Below are 20600 nucleotides of genomic sequence, written 5' to 3'. Positions count from 1 at the left end.
CTTGTTCGGGGTTTCCCTAATTGTCGCTAGGGTAAAAATTTAGCCGTCAGGCAGAGCGTGGTAAGGCGCCAGCTAAGTCCGAGAAAAAACTTAATGTCGTGTCCGGGACTAGTTGACCACTATAGTTTTGCTCCATCACGGCAAACAATGGATGGATTTCAGAGAACTTTCTCCGCCGTTTTAGGGAAGCGCTTGGATGGATTGATAGGTGCCGTCGGTGCTGCTTGCACGTACCAAGGAATGGAGTATCGAGACGCAGCGTTCTGGAAGCTGTTCGACGACTATAGGGTGTTAGCAGTTTTTGATGAAATCCATCACTGCGCCGGCCATGACTTGCTGTTAAGCAATGCATGGGGTCAACAGATTGTTCAAAGGATTCAAGATCGCGCCACTTTCACTCTTGCCCTCTCGGGGACACCTTGGAGGTCTGACCAGAAAGCCATCGCGCTTGCTCGATATTCTCAGCCAGATGGGGTGTTGATCTGTGATTACCGATATGGCTTGCAGGAGGCAATCGCTGACGGCGTATGTCCGTCGCCGCGCATAGTCGTGTTGGATAACAACATGGTGAGGTTAACTGAAACGCTATCCACAGAAGGCACCGTCACGACGTATCCGAGTATTGCCAAGCTTCTTTCTGAGTCACCTGTGTCTTATGAAGATCTGCTGTTTCATGACGATATCTTGCGGCAGATTCTGTTGTTAGGGTGTACAAAACTCCGCGATATCCGTGAGCGACATCCGGAAGCCGGCGGCCTGGTGGTTGCGACAAACATTGAGCACGCTCATCGCATAGCTGGCCTTATGCGTGCCCAGGGAGAGGTTTGTCAGGTCGTGACCAATAAGACGCCAAACGCGCAGCATTCATCGATGATTTTCGACGTGGTGGCTGCACCTGGATTATTGCGGTTGGCATGATCAGCGAGGGGACGGACATACCCAGGCTGCAGGTTTGTTGTCATCTAAGTCGTATACGCACCGAACTGCACTATCGCCAGGTGTTGGGCAGAATCCTCAGGCGCTCAAGTGATGCGGATGAAAAAGCTTGGCTATATGTTCTCGCGGAACCAGCGCTCCAGCAGTACTCGGAGCGCTTGGCCGATGATCTGCCCGATGATCATGCCGTATTGAGTGTCGTGCGAGCTTCGGAGTTTGAGTGCGACGACGAGATTGACGACGGTCCTGAAGATCCTAGCGCCATTGAAATCGCCATTTTAGGAAGTTCAAAGGGCGGCGCCTTTTCTCGAATGGGGAGCGATCACGCAATATCGATTCTCGGCTCATCTGAGCCCGCATTGTATGAACTCAACTTATCGCAGCACTACCGAACTCAGCTTCTGAGTGTGTATTGAGCGCATGGGTGCATCAACGAAGCTGTGCTTGGAAAAGCTCGGCTTCGGCTTCCCTGTGAATTGACCAAGCGGGCGACAACGCCGGTCTCCAAAAGCTCGTTTATGAAATAGATGCGACACTTTGTAAACCGCTGCAACAAAAAAGCCTTCAACTATTCATCAGGTCCCAATCAAGGCCAGGGTGTGCGAGAGGCCAATCTGTTCTGCTTTTGGTTGGTTGCTGTAGCAGACTGTTCCACGCAAATTGCGTATTGCGAACCAGTCAATCGTTCAAAACTAGCCTTCCATTTTTGCGCAGCTTTCTCGCATTCCTCTTGGTTTGCGAAGCTAGGTATGTGGTCCACTGCGACCCCAACAGAATTCACTCCGATGAGCGTCAAAATCAGTACCCAAGTGTGCATGCAACTCTCACTAAGGTCGGCTGACGTTTTCGGCCAGAAGCGAATAGTAAACGTGCGCGGTGCCAAATGCTTTGGACAGAAACAACGAAAGCGTTTGCGCGATAACTATTGCTGGCCAAATGGTTTCGCCATATAAGAATTGGTAGGCTGATTTCCATTCGGTAAAGAAGTTTGCGAAAAAGATAGCCATGTGGAATATGAGAAGTGTCTGAGTTACGCGATAGGCTATGAGCCAATTTGTGTAGGCTTTCTCTAAATTTTCCCTCGGTGATCGCATTGGTTTTTTTCCTTGATTCTGTTGGTGATGGGACCAGGCTCTCGGGTGTCGACACATGGGGGGAGTGAAGCAACTTTGGCGCTGGGGACCCGGCATGAGGCCGAGTCAGTGGCCGTCAGAGAAGGTTTTGCCCAGAGAAACCGTGAGTCGTTGAGAGTTCCTGAGCCAATGATGTGCCAATCGCGCTTTGCGAATAGGTCGATGGGGGCGTCCATAGTCGAGAAGTCCACAACCTTATTTGTGTCTACGACCTCGCGTGCAGCATGATCGGTGCCTCCTCAGGGATGTATAAAGGATGAATACAGGGCGGCGAGCGGCACTAAGCACCCCACTGGTGAAGAAGGAATCGTTCACCAAGTACCGTTGAGCGCTAGCCTTTTTCCGTGCGCACCACTGATACAGCTTTCCAAGGTTGAGGGGGTATTTGCAGTCTTGGAATTTGTCTGTTTCAACCACGCGAGCAATTGTTCTCCTCCCAAAGGTCGAGAAAACAGGTAGCCTTGCCCACGCGTGCAGCCCATGCTACGCAACAGTTCCAGTTGCTCAACGGTTTCAATGCCTTCGGCCACGACACTCAAGTTGAGTGTGTCGGCGAAGGCCAGGGTGCTGGCTACTGCCGCGCGGTATTGCGGACTCTTAAGCATTGACCGAATGAAGCTGGCATCAAGCTTGAGTTCGGTGCAAGGCATCTCGCACAGACGCTTTAGTGAAGAGTATCCAGTACCGAAGTCATCCACCGAAACGCTGCAGCCCATCAAGCGCATCCGTATCAGGTTTTCCAGGCTGGTGGCTGGGACGCGCAAAATATTGCTTTCAGTGACTTCAATGGTCAGATCCGAGCCGGGTAGTTGATGGCGTTTGAGAAGCTTGGCTAACTTCGTGCAGAGTTTTGGGTCGCTGAGTTGTTCTGTATCCAGGTTAAAGGCCAAGGGCAAAGGCCGTCCGTTCGCGCGCAATCGACCGGCCAAGGTCAGGCCTTGGTCCAGCAACTGTTCGAATAGCTGGTCAAGCATTCCAAAGCCTTGTACTGCAGGCAAGAAATGCTGCGGTCCGAGCAAACCCCGCTGTGAGTGGCGCCAGCGGACGAGTACCTCGGCGCCAACCGGGAGTTCGCTAATCAGATCCAGTTTAGGTTGGTAGTGCGCCTCAAATTGCCCGTCTGCCAGTGCTTGTTGCACTGCTTGCTGTGTGGGTTGTTCGAACGGCTCGATTACAGCGTTGGCGGACTGCTGGTCGTGGCCGTTACACTTGTCTAGGAGGGCCGCCAGTTTGAAACGGTTAAGTGGCTTATCCAGGTCACCCAAAAGCTGCAGGTTGAGCAAGCCAACCATCTGCGCCACTGAGTGTCGTAGTTCAGGGGAAATATCACTGCAGATGATTACTGACCGGGCCAAGCGACGTTCACTGACGGCATGAAGAAAGCCTAGGCCGTCCATTCCAGGCATTCGAATATCGCACATCAGAACATCCACAGCACCGTGTACAGCGAGTTGCTCCAGCGCTTGTTTACCCTCTGAAGCTTGTAGAACGGGGCCGTTCACAATCCCCTGTAATAGTTGCGCAGCTAGCGTGCGCTGGACGGGATGATCTTCGAGTATCAAAACGCTAACAGGGTACATCGCGTTCTCCAAATGAGCGCTAAATGTTATGCGCTTTTAGTAAGGGCAGAAGAATTTGGCCACCGCTGCACGCAGTTCATGCCCTCCTAGGAACTTTCTTTCTGTTCAATGCCAATAACCGGATCAAATTTGACAGTTTCCGATTTCGGGGCCAGAAAGTGTCGAGATATCAGCTGCTTGAGCTTTCCTCCATCGATGGGTTTGCTCAAACATGCCAGTACTGACGGCACCCTGATTTTGGTTTCATTTCTGAGGGTTGCCAGTTCGGCCTCAGTAACGCCACTGAACAGTACGGCAGCTGATGCCTTGCCGTTGTTGCAGGCCCATTCGATTAGGTTTATTCCGGGCATATCGGGGAGATTTTGATTGCATAGCAGCAGATCGAATGCAGCGGGCGAGTCCATCATGGTTTGTAACGCAGTCTTGGCGTCCAGCGCCTCGGCTAGGTGGTAATAACCCAGCTGATTCAGCAATATCTGTATCGCAACCAGCTGGAAAGGGTGGTCTTCCACCACCAAGATTCGTACAGAGTTGAGCATATGACTGGTTTCCAAATATCCCCCTTACTCCTGCTGAAGCGCAGCACAATCCACCGGGCCGTTGTCGAGGTGATTGAGGCTGCACCTTTGGGAAAGGTCAATGCGACATAGTCTGAGCTCGGGGCAACAGGTTGGATGTAGGACGCTGCCTTTTTGCGCGTAGGAATGGTCTGTTTATAGAGGTGGCTCGCCACGCGTCATTGATGAGGCCAGTCAATAAAGCCATGGCGGTGCATACATTCGCGCGCTATCCAGGGGTAGCAGGCGCTGTTGCAGTTTAGATTCGAGTGCACTCCAGAATGGCCTGACGAATTCTTCTGAATCCTGTCAGCGGATGCCGATTAAAAGGCGTTTTTGTTGATTTATGATTGGAGTTTTTTTCTATTAATAGCGGATTAGTCTATTGACAGAGATTTCTTCGGTGCGTGCCGCCCAATGCACACTTTGTGAACGGAGGTCTAATATTGTGGCTTTGTAGGAACGGTCCTAATGTTATGTAGGAACGGTCTTATTCGTTTGATTGCTAGTCACGGAGAGTGTGTCGGAATTTTCTGACAGGTTATCTTCGATTTCCTTTAGCCGGAAGGAGAACCAACTGTGAGCAAGCGGCTGAACGAGAATGACACGATGCTGATGCAAAAAAGGGTGTGATCGCATGAAAAAGGTTTTGATCGTTGACGATCACCCGATGATACGCTTGGCCGTACGCATGATGTTGGAACGTGGGAATTATCAGGTAGTGGGCGAGACGGGCAATGGTGTGGACGCAATCGCGCTTGTCCGTGAGCAGCAGCCAGATCTGGTGATCTTGGATATAGGTATCCCTAGGCTCGATGGGCTGGAGGTGATCACGCGTCTGCATAGCCTACCCACTGCGCTCAAGGTACTGGTACTGACCGGTCAGAGCTCAGAGCGGTATGCTGTTCGCTGCATGCAAGCTGGAGCGGCCGGCTTTGTATGTAAGGAAGGCGATCTGTCCGAACTATTGGCGGCTGCGCATGCCGTACTCTCGGGGTATAACTATTTTCCCAACCAAGTGCTGCTTCATTCAACCCGGCGACCAACGGTCATCCCTGGCGAGGCTGAACTGATCGATACCTTGAGCGATCGCGAACTGGCGGTTTTGCAGGGTCTGGCGAACGGTTATACCAACATCGAGATTGCCGAGCAGTTGCTGATCAGCAACAAAACTGTAAGCACCTACAAAGCTCGCCTCCAACTCAAGCTCAATGTGCATTCATTGATGGAGCTTTGCGAACTCGCAAAGCGCAATGCACTGGTGTGAGGCGGATGATGCATGCGTTTGCTGCCTTGGTAGGTCTGATCCTGTTGCTTTTGCAGTTGGGCGCTACTGCTCAGGTCTCTCAAGAAACCCCCATGGAACTGCTCGCACGGTCAAATATCGAGCCCTTACCAGTGCACTTGTCCAGCGATGACAGGGATTGGCTGCGCGACAAGCATGAACTTAAAATCGGCACCTCGGAACCGGACTACCCGCCGTTCAATATCTCCGCCGGCGGCCGTGATTACGAAGGGTTGACCGCAGATTATTTGGGTATTATTGCCCGCACCTTGGGCCTAGGGGTCCGTGTTACTCGTTACACCGATCGTGAAAGTGCTTTGCAGGCTCTACGCAGTGGCAGCATCGATGTGTTGGGCAGTGGGTTCAATTATGATGCCAGCAAATCGGGCGTCACGTTATCCAAACCCTACGCACTTAATCAGCCTGTGTTGGTAACTCGCGTGACCCAGGGCCGCCCGCCCAGTGAGGACTTGAATGGCTTGCGCTTGGCCATGTCCGGGGGCTACCTCACAGAAGAGGACGTGCACCGACTCTTCCCTAACGCGCAATTGCACACCTTCAATTCAGTGCGACTGGCCTTGCAATCAGTGGCCTTCAGTCAAACCGATATGTTTATCGGTGATGCGATGAGTGCCCACTACCTCATCAATCAAGGTTATCTCGTCAATCTGCTTATGAGTAAATTCAGCCGCATCGAAGGGCTGGGGAGCAGTTTTGTCTTCCGCGCCGACGATCTGCGCCTGAAGCGAATCTTTGAAACTGTCCTGGAAGCTATTCCCGAAACTGAGCGTACTGGCATTCTGGTTCGTTGGAAGAGCGCAGACCGTCTTTCACTGGCAGACGTGCTTACCGAGCACGAGCAGAAGTGGCTGATGCATCACGGTCCGGCAAGGATGGTGGTGGATGAAACGTTAGCCCCTCTGACCTTCTTTGACTCTGAGAAGCATTTTCGTGGGGTAGTGGCGGACTTGCTGGAATTGGTGCGAATTAAGACCGGCCTTGAAGTCGAGGTAGTTCCGAGCCGTTCAGTGGCGGAAATGCTCGAGTGGTTACAGAGCGGCGAAGTGGATATGGCGGCGACCCTGGTTTCTACGCCTGAACGAGCCGAATTTCTGAGCTTTACCCGGCCCTTTTACAGCGGTAGCGATGTGGTGGTAACACGCAAAACAAACCATAAAATCTATGATCTCAAGGATTTGGCTGGACTCAGGCTGGCTATTCCCAAAGAGCATTCGCAGACCGATTTCTTGCGCGAGCAGTATCCGCAGATTCACCTGGTGTTCGTTGACAGTGGCATTGACGGGCTGTCCATGGTGGCGGATGGGCGGGTGGATGCTGCCGTGCATGCTATGGCTTCGGCCAGTTTTCTGATCAATCGTTACTACCAGAATAACCTGCGCATTGCAGCGACCGTAGGCCAGGATCCGACACTTTATGTGTTTTCGGTGCTGCGTGATCAGCCAGAACTCCGGAGTATTCTCGACAAGGCGCTATTGTCCATTTCCCCGAATGACATCGGCACTATAGTCGATCGCTGGCACACCAATTCCGAGGGGGCCGAGAGCACTTGGTCGGGCTATGAGAACCGTGATAGAAAACTGAAAATTGCAGGTCTGCTGTTACTTGGCATCTTCGTTGTCTGGATCTTGTACCTGCTGCAGAAGGAACATCGACGGCGACAGGCTGAACGAGCCTTGAATGATCAATTAAATTTCATGCGTACCCTGATTGACGGGATTCCCAATGCGATCAGCGTACGCGATCTGCAAGGTCGACTACTAACGTGCAACCGTAGCTATCTTGACGAGATACACCTTACCCGCGAGCAGGTTGTAGGCCAGCGACTCATCGACAGCGACTGGCTCGAACCGGAGCAGGCGAAGGCGCTTCATCAGGATTATCTGCGCATCGTTGAGGATGGCAAGCCGGTCTTTGTCGAGAGGCAGGTCCGTTTGGGTTTCAGAACGTTTGATATTTACCACTGGGCCGCTCCCTTCAAAAAACCAAAAGGGGAGCTTGACGGTCTAATTTGTGGCTGGATTGACATCACTGAGCATCGTCGATTGCTAGTCGCATTGCAGGAAGCCAAAGAACAGGCTGATCAAGCCAATCGGGCAAAAAGTGACTTCCTCGCCACCATGAGCCATGAAATTCGAACTCCAATGAACGCCGTCATTGGCATGTTGGAACTTGCGCTGAGGAAGGCTGATCGGGTGGAGTGGGATCGCAAACCGATCGAAGTGGCGTTCGAGTCGGCGCATGCGCTGTTAGCCTTGATTGGCGATATCCTTGACGTCGCCAAGATTGAGTCAGGAAAGCTATCACTGGTGCCGAAGCGGGCCAACTTGGGCGAACTGATGGATTCGGTGATACAGGTGTTCGACGGCCTTGCTCGGCAGAAGCAGCTATCGCTGGTACTTGAGATAGACAAGTGCGCAACGGTGGATGTGTTGATTGACCCGCTGCGCTTTAAGCAGATTCTTTTCAATCTGCTCGGCAATGCGATCAAGTTCACTGATCGAGGTCAGGTAACGGTGCGGCTGACGACAATGTCACGCAGTGATGGATGCCTGGCACTTCAACTGGTGATAGAGGACAGTGGCGTTGGCATTGCCGAGTCCGATCAGCTCACGCTATTTGAGCCCTTCACCCAAGTCCAGAGCATCACGCCTCAACAGCGGGGCGGGACCGGACTAGGGCTGACCATCTGCCGTCATTTGTCGGATTTGATGGGGGGAGAGTTGAGTCTACGCAGCCGACTTGGCGAGGGTACCACGGTCACATTGCGGTTCAGAGTACCGAGTTTGCCAGCGCTGGAGCAACACTCGATTGTTGAGCCACAGGTCGAAGCTCAGTTGTTGCAAGTACTGCGTGTCCTGGTGGTAGACGATCACCCAGCCAACCGATTGCTACTGTCGGAACAGCTAATCTTCCTTGGCCACCAGGTAGATGAGGCGGTAGATGGGCTGCAGGCATTGGAAAAGTGGCGCAGCGGCACTTTCGACCTAGTGATTACTGACTGCAACATGCCTGTAATGAATGGCTACGACCTAGCTGTTCGAATCCGCCAAGTCGAGCGGGACGAGGGCGCGCAGCCCAGTTTGATCCTCGGTGTAACCGCCAATGCTCAGGTAGAGGAGCGTGTACGTTGCCTCGACGTTGGCATGAACGGCTGTATGTTCAAGCCCGTTGGCTTGGAAGACTTGCGCCACTATTTGCAGGATTTATCTTTCGCTGAACGACAGTTGGAGCCCGTAGTGCCTGCCTTGGTAAAGGAGGTGGTATTCGATCTGGCAGCATTGGATGTTGTGACTGGTGGCATTCCTGAGCTGAACAAGCGACTTCTTGATGAGCTGTATCGGTCCAATGTAGCGGATGCCATGCAACTCGCCGAATTAACTGATGAAAAAGACTGGGCGGAGTTGGACAAGCTGGCCCACCGGCTCAATGGCGCCGGGCAGTTGATCGCGGCCCAACCGTTGCTCGCTGCTAGTCAGGCGTTCCGAGAGCAATATCAAAGCGCCGCGCCCAGTCAGGAATTGCAGGCACTGGCGCAGGCCTTGAGGTTGGCGCTTGATGATCTGCAGGTAATGCTTGCCACACAATTGGTTGACTGAGTTAGGAGAGTGGATGGTATGGCTAGCGTCACGGCACCGAGCAAGATCGCTCAATAGCAGCGTCTCAGTAACGCTAGACACCTGCGCTTTCGGTTCAGCGGGAATAGTCCAAACATTTCGCTCATTTTGTGATGCTTGCCTTGTTGATCCCTCTGTATAACGACTGCTTTGCCGAGATTCAGCATCAGATTGCTAGGCTGCAATACCCAAGTCGGCTTGCTTAAATAGAGGTGCGCGCATTTTCGGAGCTATCGCTGATCTTTTCGATCTTCACAACTCAGTGGTTGAGCGCCTCCGCCAAGCTCGGCCTCGGGAAGTCTTCTTTAGGGAGTCACCCTGACGACCTGTCTCCAATCCCCCCAGATCCTTATGCGTCGTTGTCGCTATGCCGATTGCTATCAGCAATGAGGTATCGCTCCAGAACAGGCAGAATCAGACTGTTCCTACGCAAGGAAAAGACGCGTCCTACATCCCGCTCACCAGTTTTGCTTCAAAGTATGGTTCGTAGATGCAGGGTGCGCCCCAAAAAATTAGGCTGGCATGCTAGGGCAAACCCATCGAAAGGGGCAAACCCAAGTAGATGATATCTCAAGACATTATCACCGCGAAAAGCGGTAACTTACTTTTGTAAGGTATTCTCATTTAGCACTTGGATTAAATTATGTTCAAAACTCTGCTTGCCGCTTCCTTCACCGCGGGGGGCATTGCAATATTCGCTCTACCTGCTCAGGCGTCAGATGGCACCATCAATTTCGTTGGCGCGATCAGCGACGTTACCTGTACGGTTACAGCCGCCGGTACCAGCGGTATTTCGACCGTCACTTTGCCGACCATTGACAAAAGCTCGCTGAACTCTGTCGGCGCAACCGCAGGCGACACCAACTTCAATATCGAGCTTACAAACTGTTCGGGTGGTGTTGGAGGTACCGGTGTTTCAGTTTACTTCGAGCCCGGCGCAAACGTGAACTCCAACGGTCGATTGACCAACACTGGCGCGGCCACCGGTGTAGATCTGGCCATATACCAAGAGAAGGATGTAAGCCCGTTGAATCTGGGTGTGGCACCAACTACCGCCTACAAACCATTAACCGGAAGCAGTCCGAACGCTTCTGCCACTATGCCTTACACTGTTAAGTATTACGCTACCAGCGCTACGCCGGGCGCAGGCACTGTAACTTCGAGTGTTGTTTATTCGGTCGTATACTTCTAAAAAATATGCTGGCGGGTCGTTTTGGTGAGCCGCGAGCCCATCGACAACTGCCATCCAGGACAGACACCATGAAACCTTTCTTCTTCCAGCGCCTGCTTTCTGCGTTGATCCTGGCTGGCAGTCTGTTCGTTTTGCCAGCACATGCTGCAATTGTGATCAATGGCACCCGGGTGATCTACCCATCAGATCAAAAAGAAATCAGCGTCAAGCTGGATAACAACGGCGAGGTACCCTTGCTCGTCCAGTCCTGGATCGACGAAGGTGATCCTCGTTCCACACCCGATAACTCTCGGGCTCCCTTTGTTCTGACACCACCGATTGCCCGAATTGATAAGCACGAGGGACAAACCTTAAGAGTGCGCTTCACCGGTCAGAAGAGTCTCCCGCAGGACAAAGAATCGATTTTCTGGCTGAACGTACTGGAAGTGCCACCCTCCACCGATGCTGGCGAGAATAAACTCAAGATAGCCTTCCGTAGCCGAGTCAAATTATTTTATCGCCCGACAGCATTAAAACTCGATACCTTGCAGGTCGCCAAGAAAATGCAATGGCGTCTGATTAAAAATGCAGGATCATGGGTGCTTGATGGCACTAATCCTACTCCGTATTACTTAAATTTGAGTGCGGTAAAAGTTGGCGACACCAGTGTAGAGTTGGATCTGATTAACAGTATGTTTGCACCTGGTGAACATAAGATGTTGCCACTGAAGGGTGTTACGGTTACGTCGGGATTCGAGCAGGTTGAGTTTTCTGCAATCAATGACTATGGTGGAGTCCAAACAGTAGTGCAGCCCCTGAAACCATAATCGGGAAGATCACTATTAGAAGTTTCTGCAGGGGGGGCAGAGTATATTGCGCATTTTTAAATTTAGATTTCCAATCTGGAAGTAATTCGAGGGTGTTTAGAGTAAAAAACGCTCATTGAGATTTTAATAATCTATCACAGCGATCAACATCGTTTCATACCGTTAAGAACAAGCACGTTGTTCTATCGAGCTACTCCATTCAGATCACGAACTTAGCCACTCTCGGGACGGGCTCCGACAGCCAAAAAACAGTACCGGAAACTCCGGCGCAGATATTTAGTCTTGTATGCAGAACTTAGAAACATGATCAAGCATCGTCAATACGCTTTCACTGTCATTAGCGCTATGTCTCATGCTTGCTTTTGCCTGAAGCCAATCTCCGTTGCCATCATGTTTTCCTGCGCTGGCCTGGCGACTACCGTAAATGCCGTGGAGAATCACAACTCCTCGAAGGAGCTCGCCAGTTTTGACAAAAGCATGCTTTGGGGCGTAGGCGCCCAGTCACTCGATGTCGATCGTTATAGCGAAGGTAACCCGGTTGAGCCCGGCACTTACAGCGTTGACGTCAGTGTTAATGGCACCCCTGCCGGTCGCTACGATGTCACCTTCGTTCCAAGTGCAGCTGTTGACCATGCCAAGCCGGAGCTGCCGATCGAAATGCTGGAAAAAATAGGTGTCGATACTGATAAATTGCAAGGCAGTGTCGACACCAGCGCACCGGCTCATGACTTGCTTAGCCTCATTCCAGATGCCACATACCGCTACGACAGTGCCGTTCAACTGCTAGAACTGAGTATCCCGCAGGTAGCGTTGCTCAATCGTCCGCGTGGCTATGTCAGTCCTACGCGTTGGGACCGAGGCGTCGACGCAGCGTTCGTCGACTACAACGTCAACGCCTACCAGAACATAAGCCAAGGCATTCGGAACAACACCGTCTACGCGAGTCTCAACGCAGGCGTAAACTTGGGTGACTGGCGCCTGCGCCAGCGTTCGACATTGAACTGGGATAATCAAGCCGGCAAGGCTTACCAAGCTGTCGACAGCTATGGCCAGCGGGACATTGATGCTTTGAGTTCACAGATGACCTTGGGTGATAGTTTTACGGATGGCGAGCTATTCGACACCGTAGCGATCCGAGGTGTGCGCATGGCAACTGATGATCGAATGCTACCAGATTCGCAACGCGGTTATGCTCCGGTCATACGAGGTGTAGCCTCGACTAACGCCCGCGTAACCGTCCGCCAGAACGGCTTCATCATTCAGGAAACTACTGTCGCACCGGGTGCATTCGCAATCACCGACCTCAACCCCGCAAGCACCAGTGGCGACCTAGAGGTAACAGTGACTGAGGCTGATGGCCAGGAAAAAAATTTTACCGTGCCGTTTTCGTCGGTAAGCCGCTCACTGCGCGAAGGCACCTCTCGCTATACCGCGACAGTCGGCCAAGCTCGCGAATTGCCTTATGGAAGCAGGCCAATGGTTGTACAAGGTACTTATCAGCATGGTCTGACCAACCTCGTCACCGGATACACGGGCTTTTCCGCCGCTGAAGGGTACAACTCGGCTATCCTCGGCGGTGTCCTGAACAGTGAATATGGTGCGTTCGGTGCCGACATCACTGCGTCGAAAACCGATTTAGAAGGCAGGACCTTCACCGGTCAATCAGCCCGTGTGACCTACAACAAGATTCTGCAGAGTACCGGCACCAACTTCACTGTGGCCGCTTACCGTTACTCCACCCAAGACTATTTCGGCATTAACGATGCGTTGAAAGCCCGTGATCAGTTGGACGCATTCGGCGACAGCAAGAGTGGTATAGATTCACTCCGACACGCCCGCAGCAAGGCGCAACTCAACGTCAGCCAGAACTTCGGCGGCCGTTCTTACCTGTACATCAACAGTTCTGTACAGAGTTACTGGAACAGTGGGGGCACCGACAAGCAGTATCAGGCCGGTATCAGCCGGAACTTCAGTTGGGGCAACGCCGGTGTCAGTGCTTCGCGCACCCAGAACTTGTCGGGTATCGACACCACCCAATACTTGGTCAATGTGTCTATTCCCTTGGGCTCCTCCAGTTCCCACAGTCGACCTTTCTTGAGTGCCAGCGCCACCTCCAGCAGCGATGGCAGCGCCAACCTGCAAACCACCCTCAGCGGCACCAGCGGTGACGACCAGTCACTCAGCTACGGGCTTACCGCCAGCCACAGTCGTCCAGGCAACGATGACACCGCCACTAGCGTTAGCGGAAACGGGCAATATCGTACGTCTAAGGCCAACCTCAGCGCCTCCATCAGTAAGGGTACTGATTTCCAGCAAGCATCCATGGGGGCGAGCGGTTCGCTGGTAGTCCATCCGGCCGGTATCACCTTTGGCCAGCCACTGGGTGACTCCATCGCTATTGTTGTTGCTCCTGATGCAGCTGGTGCAGCGCTTACCAATGCAACGGGTGTAAAACTCGACCGTGATGGTCAGGCTGTGGTGCCTTACCTGACCCCCTACCAGGTCAACACCCTGGAACTGGACCCTAAAGGTATTTCCGATGACGTCGAACTGCAGAGCACCAGCCAAGAAGTAGTACCGCGCAGTGGCTCGGTGATCATGGCTAGATTCAGCACCGTCTCTGGCCGGGCCCTGCTGATCAATGCCCATCAAATCGACGGCAAGCCGTTGCCTTTCGGTGCCAGTGTCTACGATGAACAGGGGAAGGAAGTTGGGGTGGTTGGCCAAGGTGGACAGATCTTTGCCCGGGTAAATGGTGATCAGGGTACGTTGCGCATAAGTGCTGGCAAGGACTTTGGCCAATGCAGCCTAGCCTACCAACTGGCTCCGAAAACGAAGGGCGAGGCTGCATCGACTCTGGAAACGATCGATCTGACTTGTAAGCAACACTACGGGTAACTTCTTTGACTACGCAGGCATGTTCTATCGCCAGCAGATGGAGCAACGGCGATACCGCCAATATTTAGAGGATCAACAATGGATGGCTACCTAAACCTGTTGCGCTGCCGTAGACGAGTGTTCCCACTTTTTGCGTTATTGTTGGGTTCCGTGCTCCCACTTGTGGCACAGGCAGCCTCGACCACCTGCAACTATCCGAGTAATGCAGTCACTACTACCTTTCAGTTCCCAGGTCCTGTCACCACTGCTGGCAGCAGGGCGCTTAATACCGTGTTGCAGTCTAGCTCTTTGAATCCGGGCTTGTTTACCACTTCAAGCGCGGACAACATCATACAAACGGTAACGGTCAATGGCACACCAGCTCCAGGGTTTACCAACGTCTACAAAACTAACCTAGATGGTATAGGCATCCAGTTCGAGGCCACTACAGGTTGGGCTGGGGGCTACAGCGTCGCTCCATTCACGACGACCTTCAGCAGTGGGAGCGGTGGTGGCAGTAACAATTATGTCAATGCTCGGTTGGTTGTCATTGGCCCCATCCAGTCGGGCATTTTGATGTCCTTGCCCTCGATGACCGTCAGTTACTCGGGAGATTGCAGCAATGCTCCCAGCGTTACTTGGACAGTGGCAGACGGTACCGTAATCAATGCATTGACCTGTGCCGTCAGCGCCGCCTCAAAAAACCTATCCGTTAGACTCGGCAGAGTCAGCCAAAACGATTTTGCCGGAGTAGGCTCGACTGCCGGCAACGCCCCTTTTACCATTGAACTGCAAAATTGCAGTGCTGGAGTAAATCTGTTCGTTACCTTCACCGATGGTATTGATCCCGGTAACACTTCAAACGTGCTTACGCTGGACGGCGGCAGTCAATCAGCCAACGGTATAGGAATAAGCATTCGTACAGGCAGCGGCGCTATTGTGAGTTATGGGCCTGACTCCTATCTGCCCGGCACCCTTAACCAAATAGCATTGGGGCAGTCGACATCGGGCACCGTAATCCTCCCCTTTACAGCAAGCTATGTACAAACGAGCAAGAACATCAAGAGTGGTATTGCCACTGGGATCGCCACCTTCACGCTTTCATATCAATGAGTGATGCTACTGCGCTCCAGAGATTCAGCCTGTGCAGAGGTGACACCATGCCGACCCAATGGAGCTTCGAGATGTCAAATTCCAATATGACCTACCACGAAATGAAACAGGCAAACCTGCAGGGACTGCTGCATTCCGGCTGGAGGGCCGTGGATGAGATCAGCATGAATCACACTTCTGCTGTGGCAAAGAAGTTGTTTCAAACTGCGGTGGGTGAGGAACTGCTTTGGCCTACTTTACAGACACGCCGAATGCTGGAAACTGAGCGAGGAATACGCGAGTGAGGGCAACAACGTCCTCAGTACAACAGGGTTATTTGTCTGGGACAGCCTCAATCCACGGAGCAAGGTGACGGCAGAATATCTCATCGCCGGCGCCATCGAGCTCTCAAAAAATGCTGAGGTACGCATCTCCGATACGATGCCGATGCGATTGTTGCGTCAGTGTCCAGCTGAATAGCTCCCAAGACCTGATTTTTGATTCATCCATGTGTCTAGGTTCTCAGTTTACATACCCGTTAAAATAGTGAGGAGGCAAGCAATATTAGATTATTGTGTCCGATCAGGAATCATGATTGGCGAATAAACCTATAAAATTGATTTTATGCACAATTATGTAAAAACTCATAATTTGCATCGATGCATATCTCGGGCGACGAAAGGCCAAGTGTGCAGGGCGCTGGGGAAACAAGGGTGGGTATGAATATCCCCATGGTATCTTGGTCCGTCAAAAGGGTTCTAGCCCGAGGATAGTAGCCTCTCTGCCGAAAGCACTGTTTCAGTTACAGGCTTCAGCAATTCGACACAACTCATAGGATTGTCTGAAGAGCGTCCTTGAACTGGTCAAGTAATTCTGGATACCAGTTAATAAGGGTTCACGCCGCCAGGTTCTCCATAGCTACCGGTGACCGGTACAAGCGTAGCAGCTCTAACCTCCGGCGCAGTGAGCCAACCCAGCCCGATCAATCCGCTGGCGATAGTCGGGGCAATAGCGGCGGCGAGACTTCGCGGCACCGCTGTTAGACTCGCGGCAGCCGCTCGCTCCGCCGGCGTTACGACGGCCATGACGTAGGCGCTGCGCGTGGGCTCGTCGAGCTGCGACAGCGCGCTGCGGAGCAACAGCATGAGCAATGCGAGCGGCAATGTCGGCATGAAGGCCGCTGCGATCAAGCACAAGCTTGATGGGATGTGCGTGAAGTCCATCGTGTTCAGCAGGCCAATCCTGCGCGCAAGTGGCGCCGCTGCCAGTTGAGATCCTGCGCTCAGCAAGTCCCGTGCAGAAAAAGTACTGTCCGGCAGCGCCGATTGAGAGGTCGAACCGCGCCATGAGCCAAAGCGTCAGCAACGCGTTGACGACCAGTCCGCCAGCGAATGCATCAATGCTGAAGAGCAGCGCGAGCCGAGCGACAATCCACCGCGACGGCCCGAGCGACGCGCGAGCCATGGTCGACGCGGGCTGATGCGTAGGCATTCTCCGGTATAGCGCCAAGATCACCAGCCCCGACAGTGCATACAGGGCGAACATGCCACGCATGGCCGCGACGCCGAGATGAGCAGCGATCCAATCGGGTGCTCCGGCCAGCAAAGCACCCAGAGCACCCGAGAGTGCTCCGACGAGGCTGTAGCGTGCAAAAAGTGACGTGCGTGCCTGCGCTTCAGACGCTTCGGCCAGGTACGCGTGTTCGATAGGGAGGAACATGCTGACATCGCCCGCACTGGGGGTCATCGTGCCGAGGAACGCCACTACGAGCAGGGGCCATAGTGTCGAGAAGCTGGAAAAACCAATGCCCGTTGCCGTCATCACCAAGGCAGCGATCAGCAGCAGTGACCGGCGTGAAAAGCGATTGCCCAGCATTCCGACCAGCATCGTGGCGATCGCGGAACCGAGCAGCGTTGACGTGCTGATCAGCCCGACGGATAGGGTCGACATGCCAAGTGCCAGAAGATAGGCCGGAAGCAGCACCGCAATGTAACCATCGCAAAAGCCTCGCAGGCTCCTCGCCACAAGCAGCCGCCACACGCCAGCCTCGACACCCACTAGAGCGAGTGCGGATGAGAGGCGTGTGGGGAAGGGAGTCATCGCCAAACCTCCAATGTGCATTCGTGACTTGAATACTGGTTACGGCCCGCCTGAATAGATATTATAGTAGAGCTAGCAACAAAATACGTTGAGAGCTCTACATGAATATATGGCTACTTCTGGTGCTCGGCCTCCCAACCGCCAACGCGACCGAGCGTATGCGCGCCTGGAGAGCACTCAAGTCTTGCGGGGCGGCAGTGCTACGCGACGGTATCTATCTGTTGCCCGAGCAGGTCGCTGGCCGGGAAGCCCTCGAAATGATCGAACGAGAGGTGCTCGCCATCAATGGCACGGCCTACCTGTTTTCGATCAGCGAGCCCGGCGAGCGATTCATTCCGCTATTCGACCGGAGCGAGGAATACGGCAAACTACGGGACGATATCGCCAGTTGCCTTGGCGAGCTGACTGGCGAGAACGCCCTGCAAACCGCACGTCAAGTCCGCAAGCTGCGCAAGGCATTCGCCCAGCTGAGCGCCATCGACTTTTTCCCAAACGAGCAGAAACGGCAGGCCGACTCAGCGCTGCAGACGCTGGAAACGGCCATCAGCAGCGCGCTCTCATCGGACGAACCCGGCAGCCATGCAGAGCCCATCGCGATGCTTGCCCCGGGGGATTTCCAGGGGCGCGTCTGGGCTACACGCAAACGTCCGTGGGTCGACCGTCTTGCCAGCGCCTGGTTGATCCACCGCTTCATCGATCCGGCGGCGCGCATCCTCTGGCTGGACACCCCACATGACTGCCCAACCGATGCACTGGGGTTCGACTTCGACGGGGCCACCTTCAGCCACGTCGGAAAGCGCGTCACCTTCGAAACCCTGCTGGCCAGTTTCCAGCTCGAAAGCCCGGCCCTGAATCGCATCGCCGCCGTCGTGCACTACCTGGACGTCGGTGGCAGTCAGCCCACGGAGGCATCGGGTATCGAACGCGTCCTCGCCGGGCTGCGAGAAAGCATCACGGATGACGACCAGCTTCTTCAGGCCGCCAGCAGCATCTTCAATGGCCTGCTGATCGCTTTCGCAAACGACGAGAAAAACCATGACTGAATCCATTGTGCGTGCCACCGAGAAGGTTACCTCCGCTAGAGCTCCCATCGGCCTGTTCGAGGCGTTCCTGTTCTGGCTGAAGCTGGGCTTCATCAGTTTCGGCGGCCCGGCGGGACAGATTTCGATCATGCATCAGGAACTGGTCGAACGCCGGCGGTGGATCAGCGAGCGGCGGTTCCTCCATGCCCTGAACTACTGCATGTTGCTGCCGGGGCCGGAAGCTCAGCAGCTGGCCACCTATATAGGCTGGCTGATGCATCGCACCTGGGGCGGTGTGATCGCCGGCGTCCTGTTCGTGCTGCCGTCGCTCTTTATCCTGATCGGCCTGTCGTGGATCTACATCGCCTTTGGCGAAGTGCCGGTAGTGGCTGGCATCTTCTACGGCATCAAGCCTGCGGTGACCGCCATCGTCGTCCATGCGGCCCACCGGATCGGCTCACGGGCCCTGAAGAATGCCTGGCTATGGGCCATGGCCGCGGCCTCCTTCGTTGCCATCTTCGCGCTCAACGTACCCTTCCCGATCATCGTGCTGGTGGCTGCGATCGTGGGCTATATCGGCGGACGGCTACTGCCGAGCAAGTTTGTCATTGGCGGTGGACATGGGGCAGTGAAGGCCAGCTACGGCCCGGCACTGATCGACGACGACACCCCAACTCCCGAGCATGCGCGCTTTCGCTGGGGGCATCTGCTGCGCCTGGCCGTGATCGGGGCCGCCCTCTGGCTGCTGCCGATGGGGCTGCTGACAGCCTCGTTCGGTTGGCACGGAACACTGACGCAAATGGGCTGGTTCTTCACCAAAGCAGCCTTGCTCACCTTCGGCGGCGCCTATGCAGTGCTGCCCTACGTCTATCAAGGGGCGGTCGGCCACTACGGCTGGTTGTCCCCCTCTCAGATGATTGATGGCCTGGCTCTGGGCGAAACCACGCCGGGGCCGTTGATCATGGTGGTGGCGTTCGTGGGGTTCGTCGGTGGCTACGTCCAGCCGATGTTTGGCGCCGACCACCCCTTCCTCGCCGGGGCGATAGCTGCGACCTTGGTCACCTGGTTCACCTTCCTACCGTCCTTCCTGTTCATCCTCGCCGGCGGCCCGCTGGTGGAGTCGACGCACAACGAACTGAAATTCACCGCGCCACTGACCGGCATCTCCGCTGCCGTTGTGGGTGTGATCCTGAACCTGGCCCTGTTCTTCGGCTATCACGTGCTCTGGCCGAACGGCTTCAGTGGTGCCTTCGATTGGCCGTCGGCGCTGATCGCCATCGCGGCGGCGGTGGCCCTGTTCCGCTTCAAGCGCGGCGTGATCCAGGTTCTGCTGGCCTGCGCCCTGGCAGGTCTGGCGGTACATTTGCTGCGCGGTTAACAGCAGCTGCCGGCCAGTCCGACTGGTCGGCTCACCCATGATCTATCGCTTCGTGCGGGAGCTGTGCAATGAAATGGGCTGGTCGCCCGCTACTCGGCGGCTCAGAGGTATTTGGTGATCTGCTTGAACTCATCCAGCGGCGCTCGCTCGCCGCTAGCAAGCATTCCAAGGGTGTCTTCGAGGCAATGGTCAATGTGATCCTGGATCAGCGTGCGCTTGGCCTGGCAGATGGCCTTCTCTACCGCGTGGAGTTGCTGGGCGATATCCACGCAGGCGCGCCCATCCTCGATCATGGTGATGATGCTGCGCAAGTGACCCTCGGCGCGCTTCAGTCGCTTGATAATGGCACTGTGCGATAGGTGTGTGCTCATGCGGGGGCTCGATCCTGGTCATGTTTGAATCCCATATGGCTAGACAAGGGGCACAATCCCCTCGAAGGGATACCCCTCATGTGATCACGAGTCGCGTTTTACTCAAAGCAGCTCAATACCGAATCGCCGCACGAACAGGGCGAACAGCCCGAAACTCATCATCGTGATGACGATGCAGCCGATCAAGGTCGGCCAGAACCCCAGCCGGGGAAGTAGCAGCGGAAACGCCAGGAACATGGGAAGTGTCGGCACCACGTACCAGAAGGTGTACCAGGCATGGTTCGCGATCTTTTCCTGGCTCTGATGTTCGACGTAGAGCCAGATCAGTGTCAGCACAGTGACCAGCGGAAGGGCCGCCACAAGGCCGCCCAACTTGTCGCTGCGTTTCGCCAGCTCGGACACCAGAACCACGATTCCAGCGGTAACGAAGTACTTGGTGATGACCCAAGCCATGTCAGCTCCCAATCGAAACTTGAGACGGTTAATTCGCTTCGAAGACTTCGAAAATCATATCCCCCCAGGGGGGATATGAACAAGCAACAATAGCTGTCCTGTCAGGCATTGCCAGTCTGCGCGTTTTCCTGTGTGCACGTGGCACACTCTGCCCCGGCAATTCACCAGAATGAGTACGGCACT

At 54.3% G+C, this 20600-nt stretch carries 14 protein-coding genes and 1 pseudogene; 10 read left to right on the top strand and 5 right to left on the bottom strand.

The window, feature by feature from the left end; translation table 11 throughout:
• Positions 1 to 126: 126 nt before the first annotated feature.
• A pseudogene (locus ACEN8E_RS15645) lies at positions 127 to 1352 on the top strand (DEAD/DEAH box helicase); the annotation flags it as partial.
• A gap of 1028 nt (positions 1353 to 2380) precedes the next feature.
• Here the strand turns inward: ACEN8E_RS15645 and ACEN8E_RS15640 are convergent.
• The gene (locus ACEN8E_RS15640) at positions 2381 to 3649 is read right to left on the bottom strand and encodes an EAL domain-containing response regulator (protein WP_495588862.1); all 1269 of its coding nucleotides are present in this window, start codon (positions 3647 to 3649) and stop codon (positions 2381 to 2383) included.
• Between the two features lie 86 nt (positions 3650 to 3735).
• On the bottom strand, positions 3736 to 4188 hold the full coding sequence (locus tag ACEN8E_RS15635; RefSeq protein ID WP_495588861.1) for a response regulator: 453 nt from the start codon (positions 4186 to 4188) through the stop codon (positions 3736 to 3738).
• Positions 4189 to 4843: 655 nt separating this feature from the next.
• Here ACEN8E_RS15635 and ACEN8E_RS15630 point away from each other — a divergent pair.
• The 7 genes from ACEN8E_RS15630 to ACEN8E_RS15600 all read left to right on the top strand — a co-directional run bounded on the left by ACEN8E_RS15630 (position 4844) and on the right by ACEN8E_RS15600 (position 15398).
• Positions 4844 to 5473 carry a response regulator gene (locus ACEN8E_RS15630; protein ID WP_495588860.1) on the top strand — a complete coding sequence of 210 codons (630 nt, stop codon included), beginning with the start codon at positions 4844 to 4846 and terminating at the stop codon, positions 5471 to 5473.
• Between the two features lie 5 nt (positions 5474 to 5478).
• Positions 5479 to 9108 carry a transporter substrate-binding domain-containing protein gene (locus ACEN8E_RS15625; protein ID WP_495588859.1) on the top strand — a complete coding sequence of 1210 codons (3630 nt, stop codon included), beginning with the start codon at positions 5479 to 5481 and terminating at the stop codon, positions 9106 to 9108.
• A 661-nt stretch (positions 9109 to 9769) separates the two neighbouring features.
• The gene (locus ACEN8E_RS15620) at positions 9770 to 10318 is read left to right on the top strand and encodes a fimbrial protein (protein ID WP_495588858.1); all 549 of its coding nucleotides are present in this window, start codon (positions 9770 to 9772) and stop codon (positions 10316 to 10318) included.
• Between the two features lie 68 nt (positions 10319 to 10386).
• On the top strand, positions 10387 to 11124 hold the full coding sequence (locus tag ACEN8E_RS15615; protein WP_495588857.1) for a fimbria/pilus periplasmic chaperone: 738 nt from the start codon (positions 10387 to 10389) through the stop codon (positions 11122 to 11124).
• A gap of 303 nt (positions 11125 to 11427) precedes the next feature.
• Positions 11428 to 14022, top strand: a complete 2595-nt coding sequence (locus tag ACEN8E_RS15610; RefSeq protein ID WP_495588856.1) for a fimbria/pilus outer membrane usher protein — start codon at positions 11428 to 11430, stop codon at positions 14020 to 14022.
• A gap of 78 nt (positions 14023 to 14100) precedes the next feature.
• The gene (locus ACEN8E_RS15605) at positions 14101 to 15114 is read left to right on the top strand and encodes a fimbrial protein (RefSeq protein WP_495588855.1); all 1014 of its coding nucleotides are present in this window, start codon (positions 14101 to 14103) and stop codon (positions 15112 to 15114) included.
• Between the two features lie 47 nt (positions 15115 to 15161).
• Positions 15162 to 15398 carry a hypothetical protein gene (locus ACEN8E_RS15600; protein WP_495588854.1) on the top strand — a complete coding sequence of 79 codons (237 nt, stop codon included), beginning with the start codon at positions 15162 to 15164 and terminating at the stop codon, positions 15396 to 15398.
• 643 nt (positions 15399 to 16041) lie between these two features.
• On the opposite strand, the gene ACEN8E_RS15595 is transcribed toward ACEN8E_RS15600, so the two are convergent.
• Positions 16042 to 17193: an MFS transporter gene (locus tag ACEN8E_RS15595; protein ID WP_495588853.1), complete on the bottom strand. Its 1152-nt coding sequence runs from the start codon at positions 17191 to 17193 to the stop codon at positions 16042 to 16044.
• A 101-nt stretch (positions 17194 to 17294) separates the two neighbouring features.
• Between ACEN8E_RS15595 and ACEN8E_RS15590 the strand changes: the two genes are divergently transcribed.
• Together ACEN8E_RS15590 and chrA are read left to right on the top strand one after the other, a co-directional pair.
• Positions 17295 to 18236, top strand: coding sequence for a chromate resistance protein ChrB domain-containing protein (locus ACEN8E_RS15590; RefSeq protein WP_495588852.1), 942 nt, complete (start codon positions 17295 to 17297; stop codon positions 18234 to 18236).
• Positions 18229 to 19593 (top strand): chromate efflux transporter, encoded by a 1365-nt coding sequence (gene chrA / locus ACEN8E_RS15585; RefSeq protein ID WP_495588851.1) that lies wholly within the window; start codon positions 18229 to 18231, stop codon positions 19591 to 19593. Before ACEN8E_RS15590 ends, chrA begins: the two co-directional genes overlap by 8 nt.
• A gap of 101 nt (positions 19594 to 19694) precedes the next feature.
• On the opposite strand, the gene ACEN8E_RS15580 is transcribed toward chrA, so the two are convergent.
• Complete coding sequence (locus tag ACEN8E_RS15580; RefSeq protein WP_495588850.1) at positions 19695 to 19964, bottom strand: metal-sensing transcriptional repressor; 270 nt, start codon at positions 19962 to 19964, stop codon at positions 19695 to 19697.
• A gap of 102 nt (positions 19965 to 20066) precedes the next feature.
• Positions 20067 to 20417, bottom strand: a complete 351-nt coding sequence (locus ACEN8E_RS15575; protein WP_495588849.1) for a DUF3147 family protein — start codon at positions 20415 to 20417, stop codon at positions 20067 to 20069.
• Positions 20418 to 20600: the final 183 nt, after the last annotated feature.

The sequence above is a fragment of the Pseudomonas sp. Pseusp9 genome, from assembly GCF_059491265.1.
This window is presented reverse-complemented; position numbering and strand designations above follow the sequence as displayed.

What these genes read in the sequence shown, in the direction of transcription:
- ACEN8E_RS15640 (WP_495588862.1), bottom strand. Translation starts at nt 3,649, where the DNA reads ATGTACCCTGTTAGCGTTTTGATACTCGAAGATCATCCCGTCCAGCGC.
- ACEN8E_RS15635 (WP_495588861.1), bottom strand. Translation starts at nt 4,188, where the DNA reads ATGCTCAACTCTGTACGAATCTTGGTGGTGGAAGACCACCCTTTCCAG.
- ACEN8E_RS15630 (WP_495588860.1), top strand. Translation starts at nt 4,844, where the DNA reads ATGAAAAAGGTTTTGATCGTTGACGATCACCCGATGATACGCTTGGCC.
- ACEN8E_RS15625 (WP_495588859.1), top strand. Translation starts at nt 5,479, where the DNA reads ATGATGCATGCGTTTGCTGCCTTGGTAGGTCTGATCCTGTTGCTTTTG.
- ACEN8E_RS15620 (WP_495588858.1), top strand. Translation starts at nt 9,770, where the DNA reads ATGTTCAAAACTCTGCTTGCCGCTTCCTTCACCGCGGGGGGCATTGCA.
- ACEN8E_RS15615 (WP_495588857.1), top strand. Translation starts at nt 10,387, where the DNA reads ATGAAACCTTTCTTCTTCCAGCGCCTGCTTTCTGCGTTGATCCTGGCT.
- ACEN8E_RS15610 (WP_495588856.1), top strand. Translation starts at nt 11,428, where the DNA reads ATGATCAAGCATCGTCAATACGCTTTCACTGTCATTAGCGCTATGTCT.
- ACEN8E_RS15605 (WP_495588855.1), top strand. Translation starts at nt 14,101, where the DNA reads ATGGATGGCTACCTAAACCTGTTGCGCTGCCGTAGACGAGTGTTCCCA.
- ACEN8E_RS15600 (WP_495588854.1), top strand. Translation starts at nt 15,162, where the DNA reads ATGCCGACCCAATGGAGCTTCGAGATGTCAAATTCCAATATGACCTAC.
- ACEN8E_RS15595 (WP_495588853.1), bottom strand. Translation starts at nt 17,193, where the DNA reads ATGACTCCCTTCCCCACACGCCTCTCATCCGCACTCGCTCTAGTGGGT.
- ACEN8E_RS15590 (WP_495588852.1), top strand. Translation starts at nt 17,295, where the DNA reads ATGAATATATGGCTACTTCTGGTGCTCGGCCTCCCAACCGCCAACGCG.
- chrA (WP_495588851.1), top strand. Translation starts at nt 18,229, where the DNA reads ATGACTGAATCCATTGTGCGTGCCACCGAGAAGGTTACCTCCGCTAGA.
- ACEN8E_RS15580 (WP_495588850.1), bottom strand. Translation starts at nt 19,964, where the DNA reads ATGAGCACACACCTATCGCACAGTGCCATTATCAAGCGACTGAAGCGC.
- ACEN8E_RS15575 (WP_495588849.1), bottom strand. Translation starts at nt 20,417, where the DNA reads ATGGCTTGGGTCATCACCAAGTACTTCGTTACCGCTGGAATCGTGGTT.